This is a genomic window from Ensifer sesbaniae, assembly GCF_013283665.1.
In the GTDB taxonomy this organism is placed as follows: Bacteria; Pseudomonadota; Alphaproteobacteria; order Rhizobiales; family Rhizobiaceae; genus Ensifer; species Ensifer sesbaniae.
In genome coordinates, this window is record NZ_JABEKU010000001.1 from 2,159,978 (window position 1) to 2,173,463 (window position 13,486).

At 63.5% G+C, this 13,486-nt stretch carries 10 protein-coding genes, 1 pseudogene and 1 riboswitch; of the genes and pseudogenes, 5 read left to right on the plus strand and 6 right to left on the minus strand.

Features of this window, described 5'->3' with window-relative positions:
* Positions 1 to 89 precede the first annotated feature (89 nt).
* Positions 90 to 926, minus strand: coding sequence for a UDP-2,3-diacylglucosamine diphosphatase (locus BHMPCIPO_RS10480; RefSeq protein WP_173516673.1), 837 nt, complete (start codon positions 924 to 926; stop codon positions 90 to 92).
* Positions 927 to 1,099: 173 nt separating this feature from the next.
* On the opposite strand from BHMPCIPO_RS10480, the gene BHMPCIPO_RS10485 reads away from it, so the two are divergent.
* The 4 genes from BHMPCIPO_RS10485 (at position 1,100) to BHMPCIPO_RS10500 (ending at position 6,555) form a co-directional block, all read left to right on the plus strand.
* Positions 1,100 to 3,412: an NADP-dependent malic enzyme gene (locus BHMPCIPO_RS10485; RefSeq protein ID WP_173516674.1), complete on the plus strand. Its 2,313-nt coding sequence runs from the start codon at positions 1,100 to 1,102 to the stop codon at positions 3,410 to 3,412.
* A 282-nt stretch (positions 3,413 to 3,694) separates the two neighbouring features.
* A complete protein-coding gene (locus BHMPCIPO_RS10490) occupies positions 3,695 to 4,429 on the plus strand; it encodes a helix-turn-helix transcriptional regulator (protein ID WP_173516675.1) in 735 nt (244 codons plus the stop codon).
* Positions 4,430 to 4,676: 247 nt separating this feature from the next.
* Complete coding sequence (locus tag BHMPCIPO_RS10495; protein WP_173516676.1) at positions 4,677 to 5,321, plus strand: acyl-homoserine-lactone synthase; 645 nt, start codon at positions 4,677 to 4,679, stop codon at positions 5,319 to 5,321.
* A 154-nt stretch (positions 5,322 to 5,475) separates the two neighbouring features.
* Positions 5,476 to 6,555, plus strand: coding sequence for a DUF2865 domain-containing protein (locus BHMPCIPO_RS10500; RefSeq protein WP_312033019.1), 1,080 nt, complete (start codon positions 5,476 to 5,478; stop codon positions 6,553 to 6,555).
* Here BHMPCIPO_RS10500 and bluB read toward each other — a convergent pair.
* Both bluB and BHMPCIPO_RS10510 read right to left on the minus strand, forming a co-directional pair.
* Positions 6,512 to 7,255 carry a 5,6-dimethylbenzimidazole synthase gene (gene bluB / locus BHMPCIPO_RS10505; protein WP_173516677.1) on the minus strand — a complete coding sequence of 248 codons (744 nt, stop codon included), beginning with the start codon at positions 7,253 to 7,255 and terminating at the stop codon, positions 6,512 to 6,514. The two genes, BHMPCIPO_RS10500 and bluB, sit on opposite strands and share 44 nt — an antisense overlap.
* Before the next feature lie 47 nt (positions 7,256 to 7,302).
* A riboswitch (cobalamin riboswitch) is annotated at positions 7,303 to 7,514 on the minus strand.
* A gap of 28 nt (positions 7,515 to 7,542) precedes the next feature.
* Positions 7,543 to 8,355, minus strand: a complete 813-nt coding sequence (locus BHMPCIPO_RS10510; protein WP_173516678.1) for an SDR family oxidoreductase — start codon at positions 8,353 to 8,355, stop codon at positions 7,543 to 7,545.
* 160 nt (positions 8,356 to 8,515) lie between these two features.
* Here BHMPCIPO_RS10510 and BHMPCIPO_RS10515 point away from each other — a divergent pair.
* Positions 8,516 to 8,713: pseudogene (locus tag BHMPCIPO_RS10515) on the plus strand (LacI family transcriptional regulator); the annotation flags it as partial.
* On the opposite strand, the gene BHMPCIPO_RS10520 reads toward BHMPCIPO_RS10515, so the two are convergent.
* The 3 genes from BHMPCIPO_RS10520 to BHMPCIPO_RS10530 form a co-directional block, all read right to left on the minus strand.
* Positions 8,688 to 10,238, minus strand: coding sequence for a sensor domain-containing diguanylate cyclase (locus BHMPCIPO_RS10520; RefSeq protein ID WP_173516680.1), 1,551 nt, complete (start codon positions 10,236 to 10,238; stop codon positions 8,688 to 8,690). The pseudogene BHMPCIPO_RS10515 and the gene BHMPCIPO_RS10520 sit on opposite strands and share 26 nt — an antisense overlap.
* A gap of 365 nt (positions 10,239 to 10,603) precedes the next feature.
* Positions 10,604 to 11,431, minus strand: a complete 828-nt coding sequence (locus tag BHMPCIPO_RS10525; protein WP_173516681.1) for a TolB family protein — start codon at positions 11,429 to 11,431, stop codon at positions 10,604 to 10,606.
* Positions 11,432 to 11,702: 271 nt separating this feature from the next.
* A complete protein-coding gene (locus BHMPCIPO_RS10530) occupies positions 11,703 to 13,385 on the minus strand; it encodes an NAD+ synthase (RefSeq protein WP_173516682.1) in 1,683 nt (560 codons plus the stop codon).
* Positions 13,386 to 13,486: the final 101 nt, after the last annotated feature.

Consider the following 13,486-nt stretch of genomic DNA (forward strand, 5'->3'; position numbering starts at 1 on the left):
CTGATGGCTGTACCCGATCTCTAGCACAGCCCCGGCAGGCCTCGCCATAACCTAGTTTTCGCGACAGGAGCCGGACTGTCGCACTCCGGTCAGGCGGCGCGCTGGGTCAGCAATTGGGCAAGCAGCTTGTCGGCTTCACCGGAGGCTTCGCTTTCAACGGCGCCGCCACGCGTCTGGTGCCAGGTGATGAGTTCCATCGTCCCGTCATGATGCTCGGCAATCGCCGTGCAGCTTTCCACCCAGTCGCCGGTATTGATGTAGCGGATGTCGCCGATGTCCTCGATGACCGCGTGGTGGATGTGCCCGCAGATCACGCCCTGCGCGTCGTGGCGGCGCGCCTCCTCGGCAACTACCTTCTGGAACTCGCCGATGAAGTTGACGGCGTGCTTCACCTGAAGCTTGGCCCAGGAGGAGAATGACCAATAGGGCATGCCGAGGCGACGGCGGATTGCCGCCAGGCCGATGTTGATGGCGATCGCCGTGTCGTAGGCCCAGTCGCCGAGATAGGCGAGCATGCGGGCATTGCGCACCACGACATCGAACTCGTCGCCGTGGAGCACCAGATAGTTCCGGCCGTCGGCGCCCTCGTGAAGGTAGCGCTGCGCCACCTCGATGCCGCCGAAATGCACGCCCGGAAAATCACGCAGGAACTCGTCGTGATTGCCGGGGACATAGACGATGCGGGCGCCTTTGCGCGCCTTTCGCAGCAGCTTCTGCACAACGTCGTTGCAGTTCTGCGGCCAGTACCAGCTGCGCTTCAGCCGCCAGCCATCGACGATGTCGCCGACGAGCACGATCGTCTCCGCTTCATGATGCCGCAGGAAATCGAGCAGGAAGTCCGTCTTGGCGGCCTTCGACCCGAGATGGACGTCGGAGATGAACAACGTCCTGAGCCTTCGTACGGAGTTGTCTTGCTGCGCCGTCATGCCAGCCTCGTCTTCAGTTACGCTTTCTGCCCCCGTGAAAACCAGACTCGTGTTTCAGGAAGATGACATGAGCGTCTTGCCGCCCATCTGACCGCCGAAATCGGCACGGCAAAACTGTACCTTGCTCCGAATTCATGCCAAAAGGCACGACCACGAATGAGGAATGTGAGAGCATGAATACGGGCGATAAAACGAAATCCCAAACCGGTCCGGCCAGCGGCGATATCGATCAGCAGGCGCTTTTCTTCCACCGTTACCCTCGCCCGGGAAAGCTCGAAATCCAACCCACCAAGCCGCTCGGCAACCAGCGCGACCTGGCGCTCGCCTATTCGCCCGGTGTCGCCGCCCCCTGCATCGCCATCCGCGACAACCCCGAAACGGCGGCGGATTTCACCGCCCGCGCCAACCTGGTCGCCGTCATCTCCAACGGCACCGCCGTGCTCGGCCTAGGCAATATCGGGCCGCTGGCTTCGAAGCCGGTCATGGAAGGCAAGGCGGTTCTCTTCAAGAAGTTTGCCGGTATCGACGTTTTCGACATCGAGATCGATGCCTCGAGCATCGACCGCATGGTCGATGTCATCTCGGCGCTCGAACCGACCTTCGGCGGCATCAACCTCGAAGACATCAAGGCGCCCGAGTGCTTCGAGGTCGAGCGTCGCCTGCGAGAAAAGATGCAGATCCCGGTCTTCCATGACGACCAGCACGGAACCGCCATCATCGTCGCAGCCGCCATCCTCAACGGCCTCGAACTCGCCGGCAAGGATATCGCCACGGCGAAGATCGTCACGTCGGGCGCCGGTGCCGCCGCACTCGCCTGTCTCAACCTGCTGGTGACGCTTGGCGCCAAGCGCGAGAACATCTGGGTGCACGACCTCGAAGGCCTCGTCTACAAGGGCCGCGAAGTGCTGATGGATGAGTGGAAGTCCGTCTACGCACAGGAGAGCGACAACCGTGTTCTCGCTGACAGCATCGGTGGCGCAGACGTGTTCCTCGGGCTTTCCGCCGCCGGCGTGCTGAAGCCGGAACTGCTGGTGCAGATGGCCGAGAAGCCGCTGATCATGGCGCTGGCCAACCCGACGCCGGAAATCATGCCGGAGGCTGCCCGTGCCGCCCGCCCGGATGCCATGATCTGCACCGGCCGCTCGGATTTCCCGAACCAGGTCAACAACGTTCTCTGCTTCCCGCACATCTTCCGCGGCGCGCTCGATTGCGGCGCGAGCACGATCAACGAAGAAATGAAGATGGCGGCAGTCCGCGCCATCGCCGGCCTTGCCCGCGAGGAACCGTCCGATGTCGCTGCCCGCGCCTATTCCGGCGAGACCCCGGTCTTCGGCCCGGATTACCTGATCCCCTCGCCCTTCGATCAGCGCCTCATCCTGCGCATCGCGCCCGCGGTCGCCAAGGCGGCCGAGGAAAGCCGCGTCGCCACCCGTCCGATCCAGGACTATGACGCCTATCTCGACAAGCTGAACCGCTTCGTCTTCCGCTCCGGCTTCATCATGAAGCCGGTCTTCGCCGCGGCGAAGAATGCCCAGAAGAACCGCGTGATCTTTGCCGAAGGCGAAGACGAACGGGTGCTGCGCGCCGCCCAGGTCCTGCTCGAAGAAGGCACGGCCCGCCCGATCCTGATCGGCCGTCCGCAGATCATCGAGACGCGCCTGCGCCGTTACGGCCTGCGCATCCGTCCCGATGTCGATTTTGAAGTGGTCAACCCCGAAGGCGATCCACGCTATCGCGACTATGTCGAGGACTATTTCTCGCTCGTCGGCCGCCTGGGCGTGATCCCGGAGGCTGCCCGTACGATCGTGCGCACCAACACGACCGTGATCGGCGCGCTTGCCGTCAAGCGCGGCGAAGCGGATGCGCTGATCTGCGGCGTCGAGGGCCGCTATTCCCGCCACATGCGTGACGTTTCGCAGATCATCGGCAAGCGCGAGGGCGTGCTCGACTTCTCCGCGCTCAGCCTGCTGATTTCGCAGCGCGGCGCCACTTTCTTCACCGATACTTATGTGAGCTACTGCCCGAGCGCCGAGGAGATCGCCCAGACGACCGTCATGGCGGCACAGGAAATCCGCCGCTTCGGCATCACGCCGCGTGCAGCCCTCGTCTCGCATTCGAACTTCGGCTCGCGCGATTCGGAGAGCGCCACCAAGATGCGCAAGGCGCTCCAGCTCGTGCGGGAACTCGCGCCCGACCTCGAAGTCGACGGTGAAATGCACGGCGATGCAGCGATCTCGGAAGCGCTGCGCCAGCGTGTCATGCCGGACAGCAGCCTGCCGGGCGAAGCCAACCTGCTGGTCTTCCCCAATCTCGATGCCGCCAACATCACGCTCGGCGTCGTCAAGACCATGACCGACAGCCTGCATGTCGGCCCGATCCTGCTCGGCTCGGCGCTGCCCGCACACATCCTTTCGCCTTCGGTCACGTCGCGCGGTGTCGTCAACATGGCGGCGCTTGCGGTCGTCGAAGCCAGCCATCCGGGCTGATATGAAGCCGCGGAGATCGCCATCGATCTTCGCGGATACCGGGCGCCAGACCGGCGCCCCCAATGCCATATCCAGGCGTCGCGCAATCGTCGCGCGCGGCGCTCCAAGTCCCGGGGATTGCAGCGGAATCACCATTCGCGTTCTGCGCGCGTACGCCTGCCGCCATCAGCAGCAACCGAAAATTGCAGAGCTGGTATTATACCCCAAACGGGTAAGTTTGCGCTGGACAAAAGGTGAACCCCTAACCATGCTGCAACCTCGGACGAGATTCGGTGTTGTGGCATGACTGAGCAACAGGCTGTCCTCGACATGCTGGAAATCCTGGAATGCGGGGGCTGTGTCGAGCCCGCTCATTTCTTTACGCTGATGCGCCGGACCTTCCGCATCGCTCATCTTCTGTACCTTGAAGCCGAGCCCTACGCCGACGAGCTCAAGATCTGCCGCCTGCATCACACCTTCGGCGCCTATGCGGCCGAAATCTACCGGTCGCGCAACCTTCACAGAATCGATCCCATCCTGAAGCTCGCACTTGGCGGCGTCCGCCCGGTGGAGTGGACGATGGCGCGGCATCGCTTTCCGGATTGCGAGCCCCTGTTTGAGGCGGCGCAGGAGATCGGCCTTTCGACCGAAGGCGTCGCCTTGCCGCTGCCTTCGCCTGCCGGCCGCATGGCACTGCTTGCCCTCAACGTCAACATGTCGGCCGACGAATGGACGGCCTATCGGCGCCAGCATCTGCGCGATTTCCAGCTCGCGGCCAACCTCTTCCATGCCGCAATGCTCGAGCACGCGGCAATGCCCGGAGCGTTTTCGGCGCGCGAGCGCCTCACCGGCCGCGAAACCGAGGTTCTGACCTGGGCCGCCGCCGGCAAGAGCTATTGGGAAATCGCCACGATTCTCGGCATTTCCGAACGCACCGTGCGCTTCTTCATGACCAATGCGCGACGCAAGCTGAATGTCGTCTCCAATACGCAGGCCGTTGCCCAGGCTGTGCGCCATGCGCTGATCCCCACTGTTTGACGCCGGCCGCGCCTACAGCGCCGCGCGTCTTATCAGACGCGCAAAGGTCGCTGTAGCACTTTGATTTGCTGCATGTCTTTGTCCTTAAATCGAGGTCGACTTAAGGAGACATGCAGTAGGCTCTCTCCCAAAACCCCTCGAAATCTAGTGGACAATATCACTGATTTAAACTGTCACTACCGACAGTTACGCGACCGTCGCCAGCCTGACAGCATCCGCCCATCCCAAAACAAGGATGGAGAAAAAGATGATCAGGATTCTGAACGGAAAGACCCGCGCACAGCACCCGCAGGCCGTCGACGAGATGTTCCGGCTGCGCAAGCGCGTCTTTCACGATTTCCTGAAATGGGATGTTCAGACCGACGGCGAGTGGGAGATCGACAACTACGACAAGGCGAACCCGCTCTACGTGCTGTCCTACGCCCCCGACACCGGTCGCCTGCGCGGCTCGCTCCGGCTGCTGCCGACGCTCGGCCCCAACATGCTGGACGATACCTTCCCGATCCTGCTCGGCGACAACCCGGAAATCCGCAGCGCTTCGGTCTGGGAATCGAGTCGCTTCTGCATCGAGCCCGATATTTCGCAGGACCGCGCCTCGAACCAGGTCACCGTCGCGGCCGCCGAGTTGATGTGCGGCGTTGGCGAACTCGGCCTCGCCTCCGGCATCAGCCATATCGTCACGGTCACCGACGTGTTCCTGGAACGCATGTTCCGCCGCATGGGATGCCCGGGAGAGCGCATCGCCGAACCGCATCGCATCGGCTCGGTCTTCGCCGTTGCCGTCGCCTGGGAAGTGACCGAAAGCCTGCTTCAGCGCATGAAGGCTGTTGCCGCCATCGAAGGCACCGTTCTGGAACGCCCGATGTCGCTGGAAACCGCCCGCGCCGCCTGAGCGCTTCGGCCGGCCGGACCCGTTAACGCAAACCGCCGCTTGTCGTTGCACGATCACCGACAAGCTCTATGATGGAGGTGAAAAAGGAATTGCCGCCGGCAGCCGCCCACACCAGAAGCTTGGCATCGTGCGGCAGCAGGAAGAGACTTCGCCCGTGTTCCCTCGCTTGAAACACGTCGCTGCGGCGCTTGTGCCGTTGGCTCTGGTCGGTGCCGATCCTTCGCTGGCATCGACCGTGTGCGACCGGCTGAATACCCGGCTTGCGCAAATGTCCGACATGGTCGCCACCAATGCCGATGCCCGCGACTATGCCAGCGCCATCTCGCGCCAGAACATCGAGCTGCGCCGGGCGAAGAACGATCGCCGCCGCGCGGGCTGTGGCGGCGGCAGCGTCGCCACCTTCGATGGCGGCGACCCCGACACCTGCGGCGAGCTCAACAGCCTCATCGCCGAGATGGAAGACAATCTGCGCATGCTGAAATCGGAGCGTGAGCAGATCGTCGCCGGCGGCAGCGAAGAGACCCGTCGCCGTATCGTCGCCGCGCTCGAGATCAATGGCTGCTACAGCGACCGCGACTATTTTGCGAGCGTCGAACCCGAAGAGCCGGAGACGCACCGCAACATCATCGCCGACCTGCCGCCTGACGACGCGTACGGGCCGATGCTTGGGCATGGCGAAGACGGCTATGCGCCGCAGGACGGCTACTATCGCGGAACCCTGCGGACCATGTGTGTGCGCACCTGCGACGGCGCCTTCTTCCCGATCTCTTCGGATGCGACGCCCGCCGACTTCCCGCGTGACGAACAGGCCTGCCGGGCGCGCTGCCCCGGCGCCGAGACCGAGCTCTACTTCCACGATCTCAACACGGAGGAGAGCGAGCAGATGGTCTCGGCCGTGACCGGCCTGCCCTATACTGAAATGCCCAATGCTTTCGCCTATCGCACCCGCGGCATCAGCAAACCCGGCATGTGCGGCTGCCAGATACCGCGGACCGCCGCGACCTCGCCGAAAGCAACCGGTACGATGACCGGCGACGATCAGTCGTCGATCGTGGTGATCGAAACCAAGAAGCCCGCAGATGCCACGACCGCAAAGGCGCCCCCCGAGGAGCGCCCCTACGATCCGTCCAAGAGCAAGGTGCGCGTCGTCGGCCCGACCTTCCTGCCCAACGAAGAAACCTCGATCGACCTCAAGCACCCGAAGGGACCGGCCTATCAACCGGTCCAGAATTGAGCGCGGTACGATCCGTCGCTGCCGTTCCCCAGCCTTCCTCAAACACCAGTTCTTCAAGCGGCAGGCGCTGGCGCCATCCCTTCACCGCCAGTTCGGGCTGCTGATAGAGGCGATCGACATAGCCGAGGCAGAGCCAGGCAACGATCTCGATATGATCGGGGATGCCGAGGATCGCCTTGATTTCCGCCTCGTGGAAGATGCTGACCCAGCCGACGCCCACCCCTTCGGCGCGGGCCGCAAGCCACAGGTTCTGCACGGCGCAAACCGTTGAATAGACATCCATCTGCGGATTGTGCGTGCGGCCGAGAACGACGGCGCCACCACGCGTGCGATCACAGGTGACGCAGATGCTGAGCGGCGCCTTGCGAATGCCTTCGAGCTTCAGCGAGCGGTACTTGGCCTGTTGCTCCTCCGCAAACATCAGCGCCGCCTCGTCATTGGCACGGCGAAAGGCCTGCCAGACGCGTTCGCGCGTTTCCGGCGCCCGCACCAGCACGAAGTTCCAGGGCTGCATGAAGCCCACGGACGGCGCGCTGTGCGCCGCTGTCAGCAGCCGCTTCACCAGTTCCTCAGGCAAAGGCTTGTCCAGGAATTCGTCACGCACGTCGCGGCGTGTTTCGATGGCGCGGTAGACGGCCTCCCGCTCTTGCAGCGAAAAGGCACCGGCAGCCGCAAGGCCACCCTTCGGTTCAGTCAGCATCGTTCGATCCCCAACAATGCGAAAACCTCCCCGCCGTCCACGCAGGGTTCGGTCTATCTCGCCAGGCCGGTCTTCTGACTTCGGTTCAACCAGTCGCCCCACCTTCCCAGATCGATTGAAGATCCAGTGGCAAGCCCTTGAATCAATTCAAGGCACTTCGAGAGGCAACCGTCCCCGTCACAGCGTTGGGCACGTTCCGGATTGACACCGGATTCCCGATTCTCCCGCTCACGCGGGCACCTGACGGCGCCATAAGGGCACAGCCGCCAAGGAAAGACAAGTACTTGTCAGAGGGGTGCCACCGGATGCGGCGAACCGTCATAGCCACCCCAGACCGACTGGTCGAAGCAGATCACCGATCCGGTCATCAGCCCGGATTCCGCCGAAGACAGATAGGCGCAGGCGCGCGCCACCTCCGCCGGATCGACGAGCCTGCCGAACGGTTGGCTGGCGGCCGCCTTTTCGAGCCAATCCGCGGCGGCCCCGTGAAACTCGCGCTGGATGCGATCTTCGCCTTCGGATGCCATCCAGCCGATATTCAGGCCGTTGACGCGGATGCGGTTGCGCAAGAGCGCGTAGGCCGTGTTCTTGGTCAGCGTTTCGAGAGCCCCTTTCGACGCGCAATAGGCCGCGATGAAGGGCTGCCCGGCCATCGCCGACATGGAACCGATATTGACGATCGTGCCTTCGGTCCGCTCGCGCCGCATCACCTTCACGGTCTCCTGCATTAGGAAGAAAGGCGCCCTTACATTGATGGCGAACATCCGGTCGAAGAGTTCCGGCGTCGTGTCGAGAATCGTGCCGCGATCGGTAATGGCGGCAGCGTTGACCAGCGCATCAACCCGGCCGAACTCGGCATCGCAGGCGGCAACCACCTTGCGGGCGTCTTCTACCTTCTCCAGGTCGGCCTCGACATAGACCACTTTCGCGCCGCTGGCCTTGCCGATTTCTTCCGCCTTCGCGCGCCCCTTGGCGGTATTGCGCCCGCAAATGACGATGCCGGCGGCACCGCGTTCGGCGAAAAGGCCGGCAATCGTGGCGCCCAGTCCCTGCGTGCCGCCGGTGACGATGGTGATCTTGCCTTGCATCTGTCCGTTCATCGAATTCCTCCCTCGGAAATGATCGTGTGAAACAGGTACGGCCCCCAACCACAACGCATCGGGAGACCGTCAAATGTGAGACGGAACCGTCAGCTCAGCTTGCGCCGCGCCTGCGCATCGAGTGCCGCATGAAAGTCCTGCTCTCTCGTTCCCGCGGCCAGTGCCTCGCGACCTCGACGAGGACAATCTGGCGCTGCTGCGCGAGCGGCGCATTCATTTCGTCCTGCACCATGATCTGAAGACCGATGCGCGCACGGCATTTCGCACGATCATGCTGCACGGCCGCGCGCCGTCGGGCGCGGTCGGCCCTCAGCTTTCGGCGGTCGTCGTCATCACGCCCTATAACGTGCCGGAGTAGGACGATCGCCGGCGCCACTCGGTCCGGGGACGAGCCGGTTGCCGGAGGTTCCGCCCGGCAGGACCGTATCGTCAGCCGTTTCGACGCGATTGCGGCCGCGCCGCTTGGCGAGATAGAGCGCTTCATCGGCAGCCAGCAGCAGGGCGCGTGCGGTCAACCCGTGGCGCGGCGCAAAGGCGATGCCGGCGCTGCCGCCGACAGTGAGCAACTGGCTGTTGAACGCGACCGGTGTCTGCGCATCGGCGACAAGACCGGCTGCAAGTCCGCGAGCCTCGGCCTCGCTGCAGTCGCCGAGAATGATGGCGAACTCGTCACCGCCAAGCCGTGCGACGGTACCCTTGGGGCCGGCACGGTTCCGGAAGCGCTCGGCCATGGCGACCAGAACGGCGTCGCCCGCCGCATGACCATTGCGGTCGTTGACCGCCTTGAACGCGTCGAGGTCGGCATAGACGAGTGTGAACGGGTGCGTCTTTGCCTTCAACAGCGCCGCCGCCAGCATGTCGTCGAAACCGCTCCGGTTGAGCAGACCCGTCAGCCGGTCGTGCTTGGCAAGATGACGGTTGAGCGCCTCGCTCTGCTGCAAGGCGGCAAAGAGCGTCGAGAAGCGCAGGGCGACGAAGGCCATCAGCAGCGCCGCCACGATCGCCATCACGATGACGCTCGGCAACAGCTCGGCCCGGACGAACCCGCCCGGTGACTTCGGCATCCACGCCGCCACGAGGCAGGATGCGTCGGAGCAGCGCCCGACCGACGCGTAGACGCTCCCCTCCGGCCGCGCGGTGAGCGGCACGAAGGCAAGTCCACCGATACCCAGCCGCGCCGCGATCTCGCGCATCACCTTCGCCGTCACCGGTCGCACCGAAACCATGAGCACGGGCGCGCGACGCTCCGCAGGTATCGCCAGCGTTTCCGGGATGACCGCCTGCACGACCGCGACGCTCATGCGTCCGTCGATCTCACGCAAGTCCACGGCGTGAATTCCGGGCACGGCCGGCATCACCGACTGCGGGTCCGGTGTCACCAAATCCAGCACATAGGAGCCGTGATTGTTTCTGAGCGCGTTGTCGTAGCGGCGCCGGGCTTCGTCGAGCAGATCGTCCACCTCCTCGAGCGGAACGCGGGCAGCCTCGCTCGACACCGCAACGCCGTCCTTCAACACCGTCGAAACGTTGTGGTCGAGATCCGTGAAGATCAGCCAGGAGAAACCGTAGTCTTTCCACAGCCACCCCGCCAATTCGTCCGCAACGAAGGCGTCGCTGACGTGTCCTTTGGCGAGTTCCTGGTAGGTTTTGTCCCAGAAGGAGAGCTGCGCCTGGAATTGAACGACCGCATCCATCTGGTGGCGCAGTTCGTTTGCCACCAACCGCCGCTCCGCCGAAAGGCCGAAGCGATCCGCCTCGGCGACCGAACGATCAAGAACGAAGATGAGGCTCGCGATGATCAGGACGGCCACCAGAGTGCAGGCGGCATGAATCGCCCAAACCGTTCTGCTCCGCTTCGCCAACCGCAACGTCTTGTCCACCACGCCAGTCCCCCTCACCCGTACCGGCCACGGCGAGCATTTTGGCACTCCTGCAAGCGCGATGCTCGGCGATGGCAGCCGAATACGTGGGCACCCTAGCGACCAAATTAGAAGTTTGGCTTAAATAAGCTGGTGTTGAAATACTTAACGATTTCAACCGCCTGAATCGATCGACAATTCGACTGACAATCAGCAGTCGCAGGCGAAACCAAAAGGGGGCGCAAGCACCAGCCGACGCCCCATTCACCCATATTCGCGATCGCCTATCGATCGGCGCACGACGGTAGGGATCGCGTGCCGTTTTGCGTTGGCGCGTGATCGAGCAACAGCTTCGCCATATCGACATTGCTGCCTAGTGCCGCCTCGTCTCAGCTTTCCGGCTGATAACGCACGAAGGCGAAGCGGTCGCCGGCGGGAGACCAGTTGGGCACGTTCATCGTTCCCTGCCCGCCGAAGAGCTCGAACAGCACGCGCGCATTGCCGCCATCCATGTCCATCAGCCGCAGGCGGACATCGAGGTCGCGCGGATGATCGAAGACGTCGCCGTCATAGGAGAGCACCAGCAGATGCTTCCCATCCGGCGACGGATGCGGGAACCAGTCGCCATAGGGGCTGTCGGTGATCCGCGTGACATCACTGCCATCGGGACGGACGCGCCAGATCTGCATGCGGCCGGTGCGGCTCGAGTTGAAATAGATCCATTCCCCGTCCGCCGACCAGTCGGGCCCGTCATTGCGCCCTTCGCCGTGGGTCAAGCGCCTCTCCTCGCCGCCATCCACCGAAATCGTATAGATGTCGAAGACCTGATCCCGGATGCCGCAATAGGTCACCGCCTGCCCATCGGGCGACCAGCCGTGCCAATAGGATGGCAGGTTGCGGGTGATAAGCCGCGGCGTTCCGCCTTCGGCCGGCAGCAGGTAGATCGCCGATTTGCCGAACTCGGTTTTGTCGCTGATCGCGATCGTGCCGCCATCGGGCGAGATGCCGTGATCGTTGTTGCAGAGCGTGGCAAAGCCGGTGTCGATCTCCATCGGCTCCGAACCGTCGAAGCCGAGGCGATAAAGGCGGCCATCGCCGTTGATGACCAGATGCGCGCCATCCCGCGACCAGTTGGGCGCCTCGACCAGCCGATCCGTCTGCCAGACGACACGCGTTTCGCCGGTAACGATGTCATAGGTTTCGATGGAACTGCGCATACCGTTCTCCCGCCGCAGCCACGAAGCTGTTTGCGTTCTTTCGCCCGCGCCGCCAGGACCTTGGCGCAGAGCGACTGCATCAAGATGGAATGGCGCTGCTCCCGCCAGATCGAGACGGTGCCCCGGGCCAACAGCAGCAGGATGCAGACGAAAGCTGCCTGGCAGCAGAAACGTCGCTTACCGACCACAGCCGGATCAGCCGGATTTCGTCAAACGTGAACGCGGGATGGCCGTGCTTGCCGTCCCGCCCGTCACCGAGGGCGTTCACTGACTATCCCCGGTCGCGGAAGCGGTTGGTGATCGGGTAGCGGCGGTCGCGGCCAAAATTCTTCTTGGTGATCTTGACGCCCGGCGCCGACTGCCGCCGCTTGTATTCCGCGATGTAGAGCAGGTGTTCAACCCGGTGAACGGTTGCTTCTTCGTGGCCGCGGGCCACGATCTCGTCGGTTCCCATCTCCTTTTCGACCAGGCATTCGAGAATATCGTCGAGCACCGGATAGGGCGGCAGCGAATCCTGGTCCGTCTGGTTGGGGCGAAGCTCTGCCGACGGCGCCTTGTCGATGATGTTCTCAGGAATGACGATGCCCGAAGGACCCAGCGCGCCCGGCGGAACCGTCGTGTTGCGCCAGCGCGACAGCGCATAGACCTGCATCTTGTAGAGGTCCTTGATCGGATTGAAGCCGCCATTCATGTCGCCATAGAGCGTGGCATAGCCGACCGACATTTCCGACTTGTTGCCCGTCGTCACCACCATCGAGCCGAACTTGTTGGAGATCGCCATCAAGATCGTGCCGCGCGTACGGCTCTGGAGGTTCTCCTCGGTAATGCCCGATTCGGTGCCCTCGAACATGTCGGAGAGTGCGCTGAGGAAGCCTTCGACCGGTTCTGAGATCGGTACGATGTCGTAGCGGCAGCCGAGCGCGGCCGCGCATTCCTTGGCGTCCTTCAGCGATTCCTGCGAGGTGTAGCGATAGGGCAGCATGACGGTGCGCACCCGCTCCTCGCCGAGCGCATCGACCGCCAGCGCGGCGCAGATCGCCGAATCGATGCCGCCGGAAAGACCGAGCACGACATTCTTGAAGCCGTTCTTGTTGACGTAGTCACGGAAGCCGAGCATGCAGGCACGGTAGTCCGCCTCCTCCCGCTCCGGCAGGCGCGACTTCAGCCCGCTGTCGCAGTGCCAGCCGTTTTCGCCCTTCCTCCACTCGACGATGCTGATCGCGTCTTCGAACTGGCTCATCTGCAAGGCCAGCGACTTGTCGGAATTGAAGGCGAAGCTCGCGCCGTCGAACACCAGTTCGTCCTGGCCGCCGAGCTGGTTGGCATAGATCATCGGCAGGCCGGTCTCGATGACCTGCTTCAGCACCACCTGATGCCGCACGTCCACCTTGCCGCGATAGTAGGGCGAGCCGTTTGGCGACAGCAGGATTTCCGCGCCGCTTTCGGCCAGCGTCTCGCAAACGCCGAGATCGCCCCAGATGTCCTCGCAGATCGGAATACCGATGCGCACGCCGCGGAAATTCACCGGCCCCGGCATCTCGCCCTGGTCGAAGACGCGCTTTTCATCGAACTCGCCATAGTTCGGCAGATCGACCTTGTCGCGGACCGCGATGATCTTGCCGTCGTCGAGCACTGCCACCGAATTGTGCCGTCCGGTCTTGGCCTGCCGCGGGAAGCCGATGATGACGCCCGGGCCGCCGTCGACCGTCTCGGCCGCCAGCTTTTCGACCGCCTGGTAGCAGGCCTTCAGGAAGGCCGGCTTCAACACCAGATCTTCCGGCGGATAGCCGGAGATGAACAACTCCGTCAAAAGCAGGAGATCGGCGCCCTGGCGCGCCGCATCGGCGCGTGCCTCACGTGCCTTGGCCAGGTTTCCGGCGACGTCACCCACGGTCGGATTGAGCTGGGCGACTGCGATGCGGAGGAGCGAGGGGGCGGTCTTGTGAGCGGTCATGAGCGGGCCTGTCGGTCTCTTCTGAGCGATTGCATCTGGCTTTCGCAGTGTTCTTTAGCGCAATCCGCGGGAAAATACCCACAGGCAATCGCCGCTAGACG

Excerpts from the sequence above, each read along its gene's own strand:
- BHMPCIPO_RS10480 (WP_173516673.1), bottom strand. The coding sequence starts at position 926 with ATGACGGCGCAGCAAGACAACTCCGTACGAAGGCTCAGGACGTTGTTC.
- BHMPCIPO_RS10485 (WP_173516674.1), top strand. The coding sequence starts at position 1,100 with ATGAATACGGGCGATAAAACGAAATCCCAAACCGGTCCGGCCAGCGGC.
- BHMPCIPO_RS10490 (WP_173516675.1), top strand. The coding sequence starts at position 3,695 with ATGACTGAGCAACAGGCTGTCCTCGACATGCTGGAAATCCTGGAATGC.
- BHMPCIPO_RS10495 (WP_173516676.1), top strand. The coding sequence starts at position 4,677 with ATGATCAGGATTCTGAACGGAAAGACCCGCGCACAGCACCCGCAGGCC.
- bluB (WP_173516677.1), bottom strand. The coding sequence starts at position 7,255 with ATGCTGACTGAACCGAAGGGTGGCCTTGCGGCTGCCGGTGCCTTTTCG.
- BHMPCIPO_RS10510 (WP_173516678.1), bottom strand. The coding sequence starts at position 8,355 with ATGAACGGACAGATGCAAGGCAAGATCACCATCGTCACCGGCGGCACG.
- BHMPCIPO_RS10525 (WP_173516681.1), bottom strand. The coding sequence starts at position 11,431 with ATGCGCAGTTCCATCGAAACCTATGACATCGTTACCGGCGAAACGCGT.
- BHMPCIPO_RS10530 (WP_173516682.1), bottom strand. The coding sequence starts at position 13,385 with ATGACCGCTCACAAGACCGCCCCCTCGCTCCTCCGCATCGCAGTCGCC.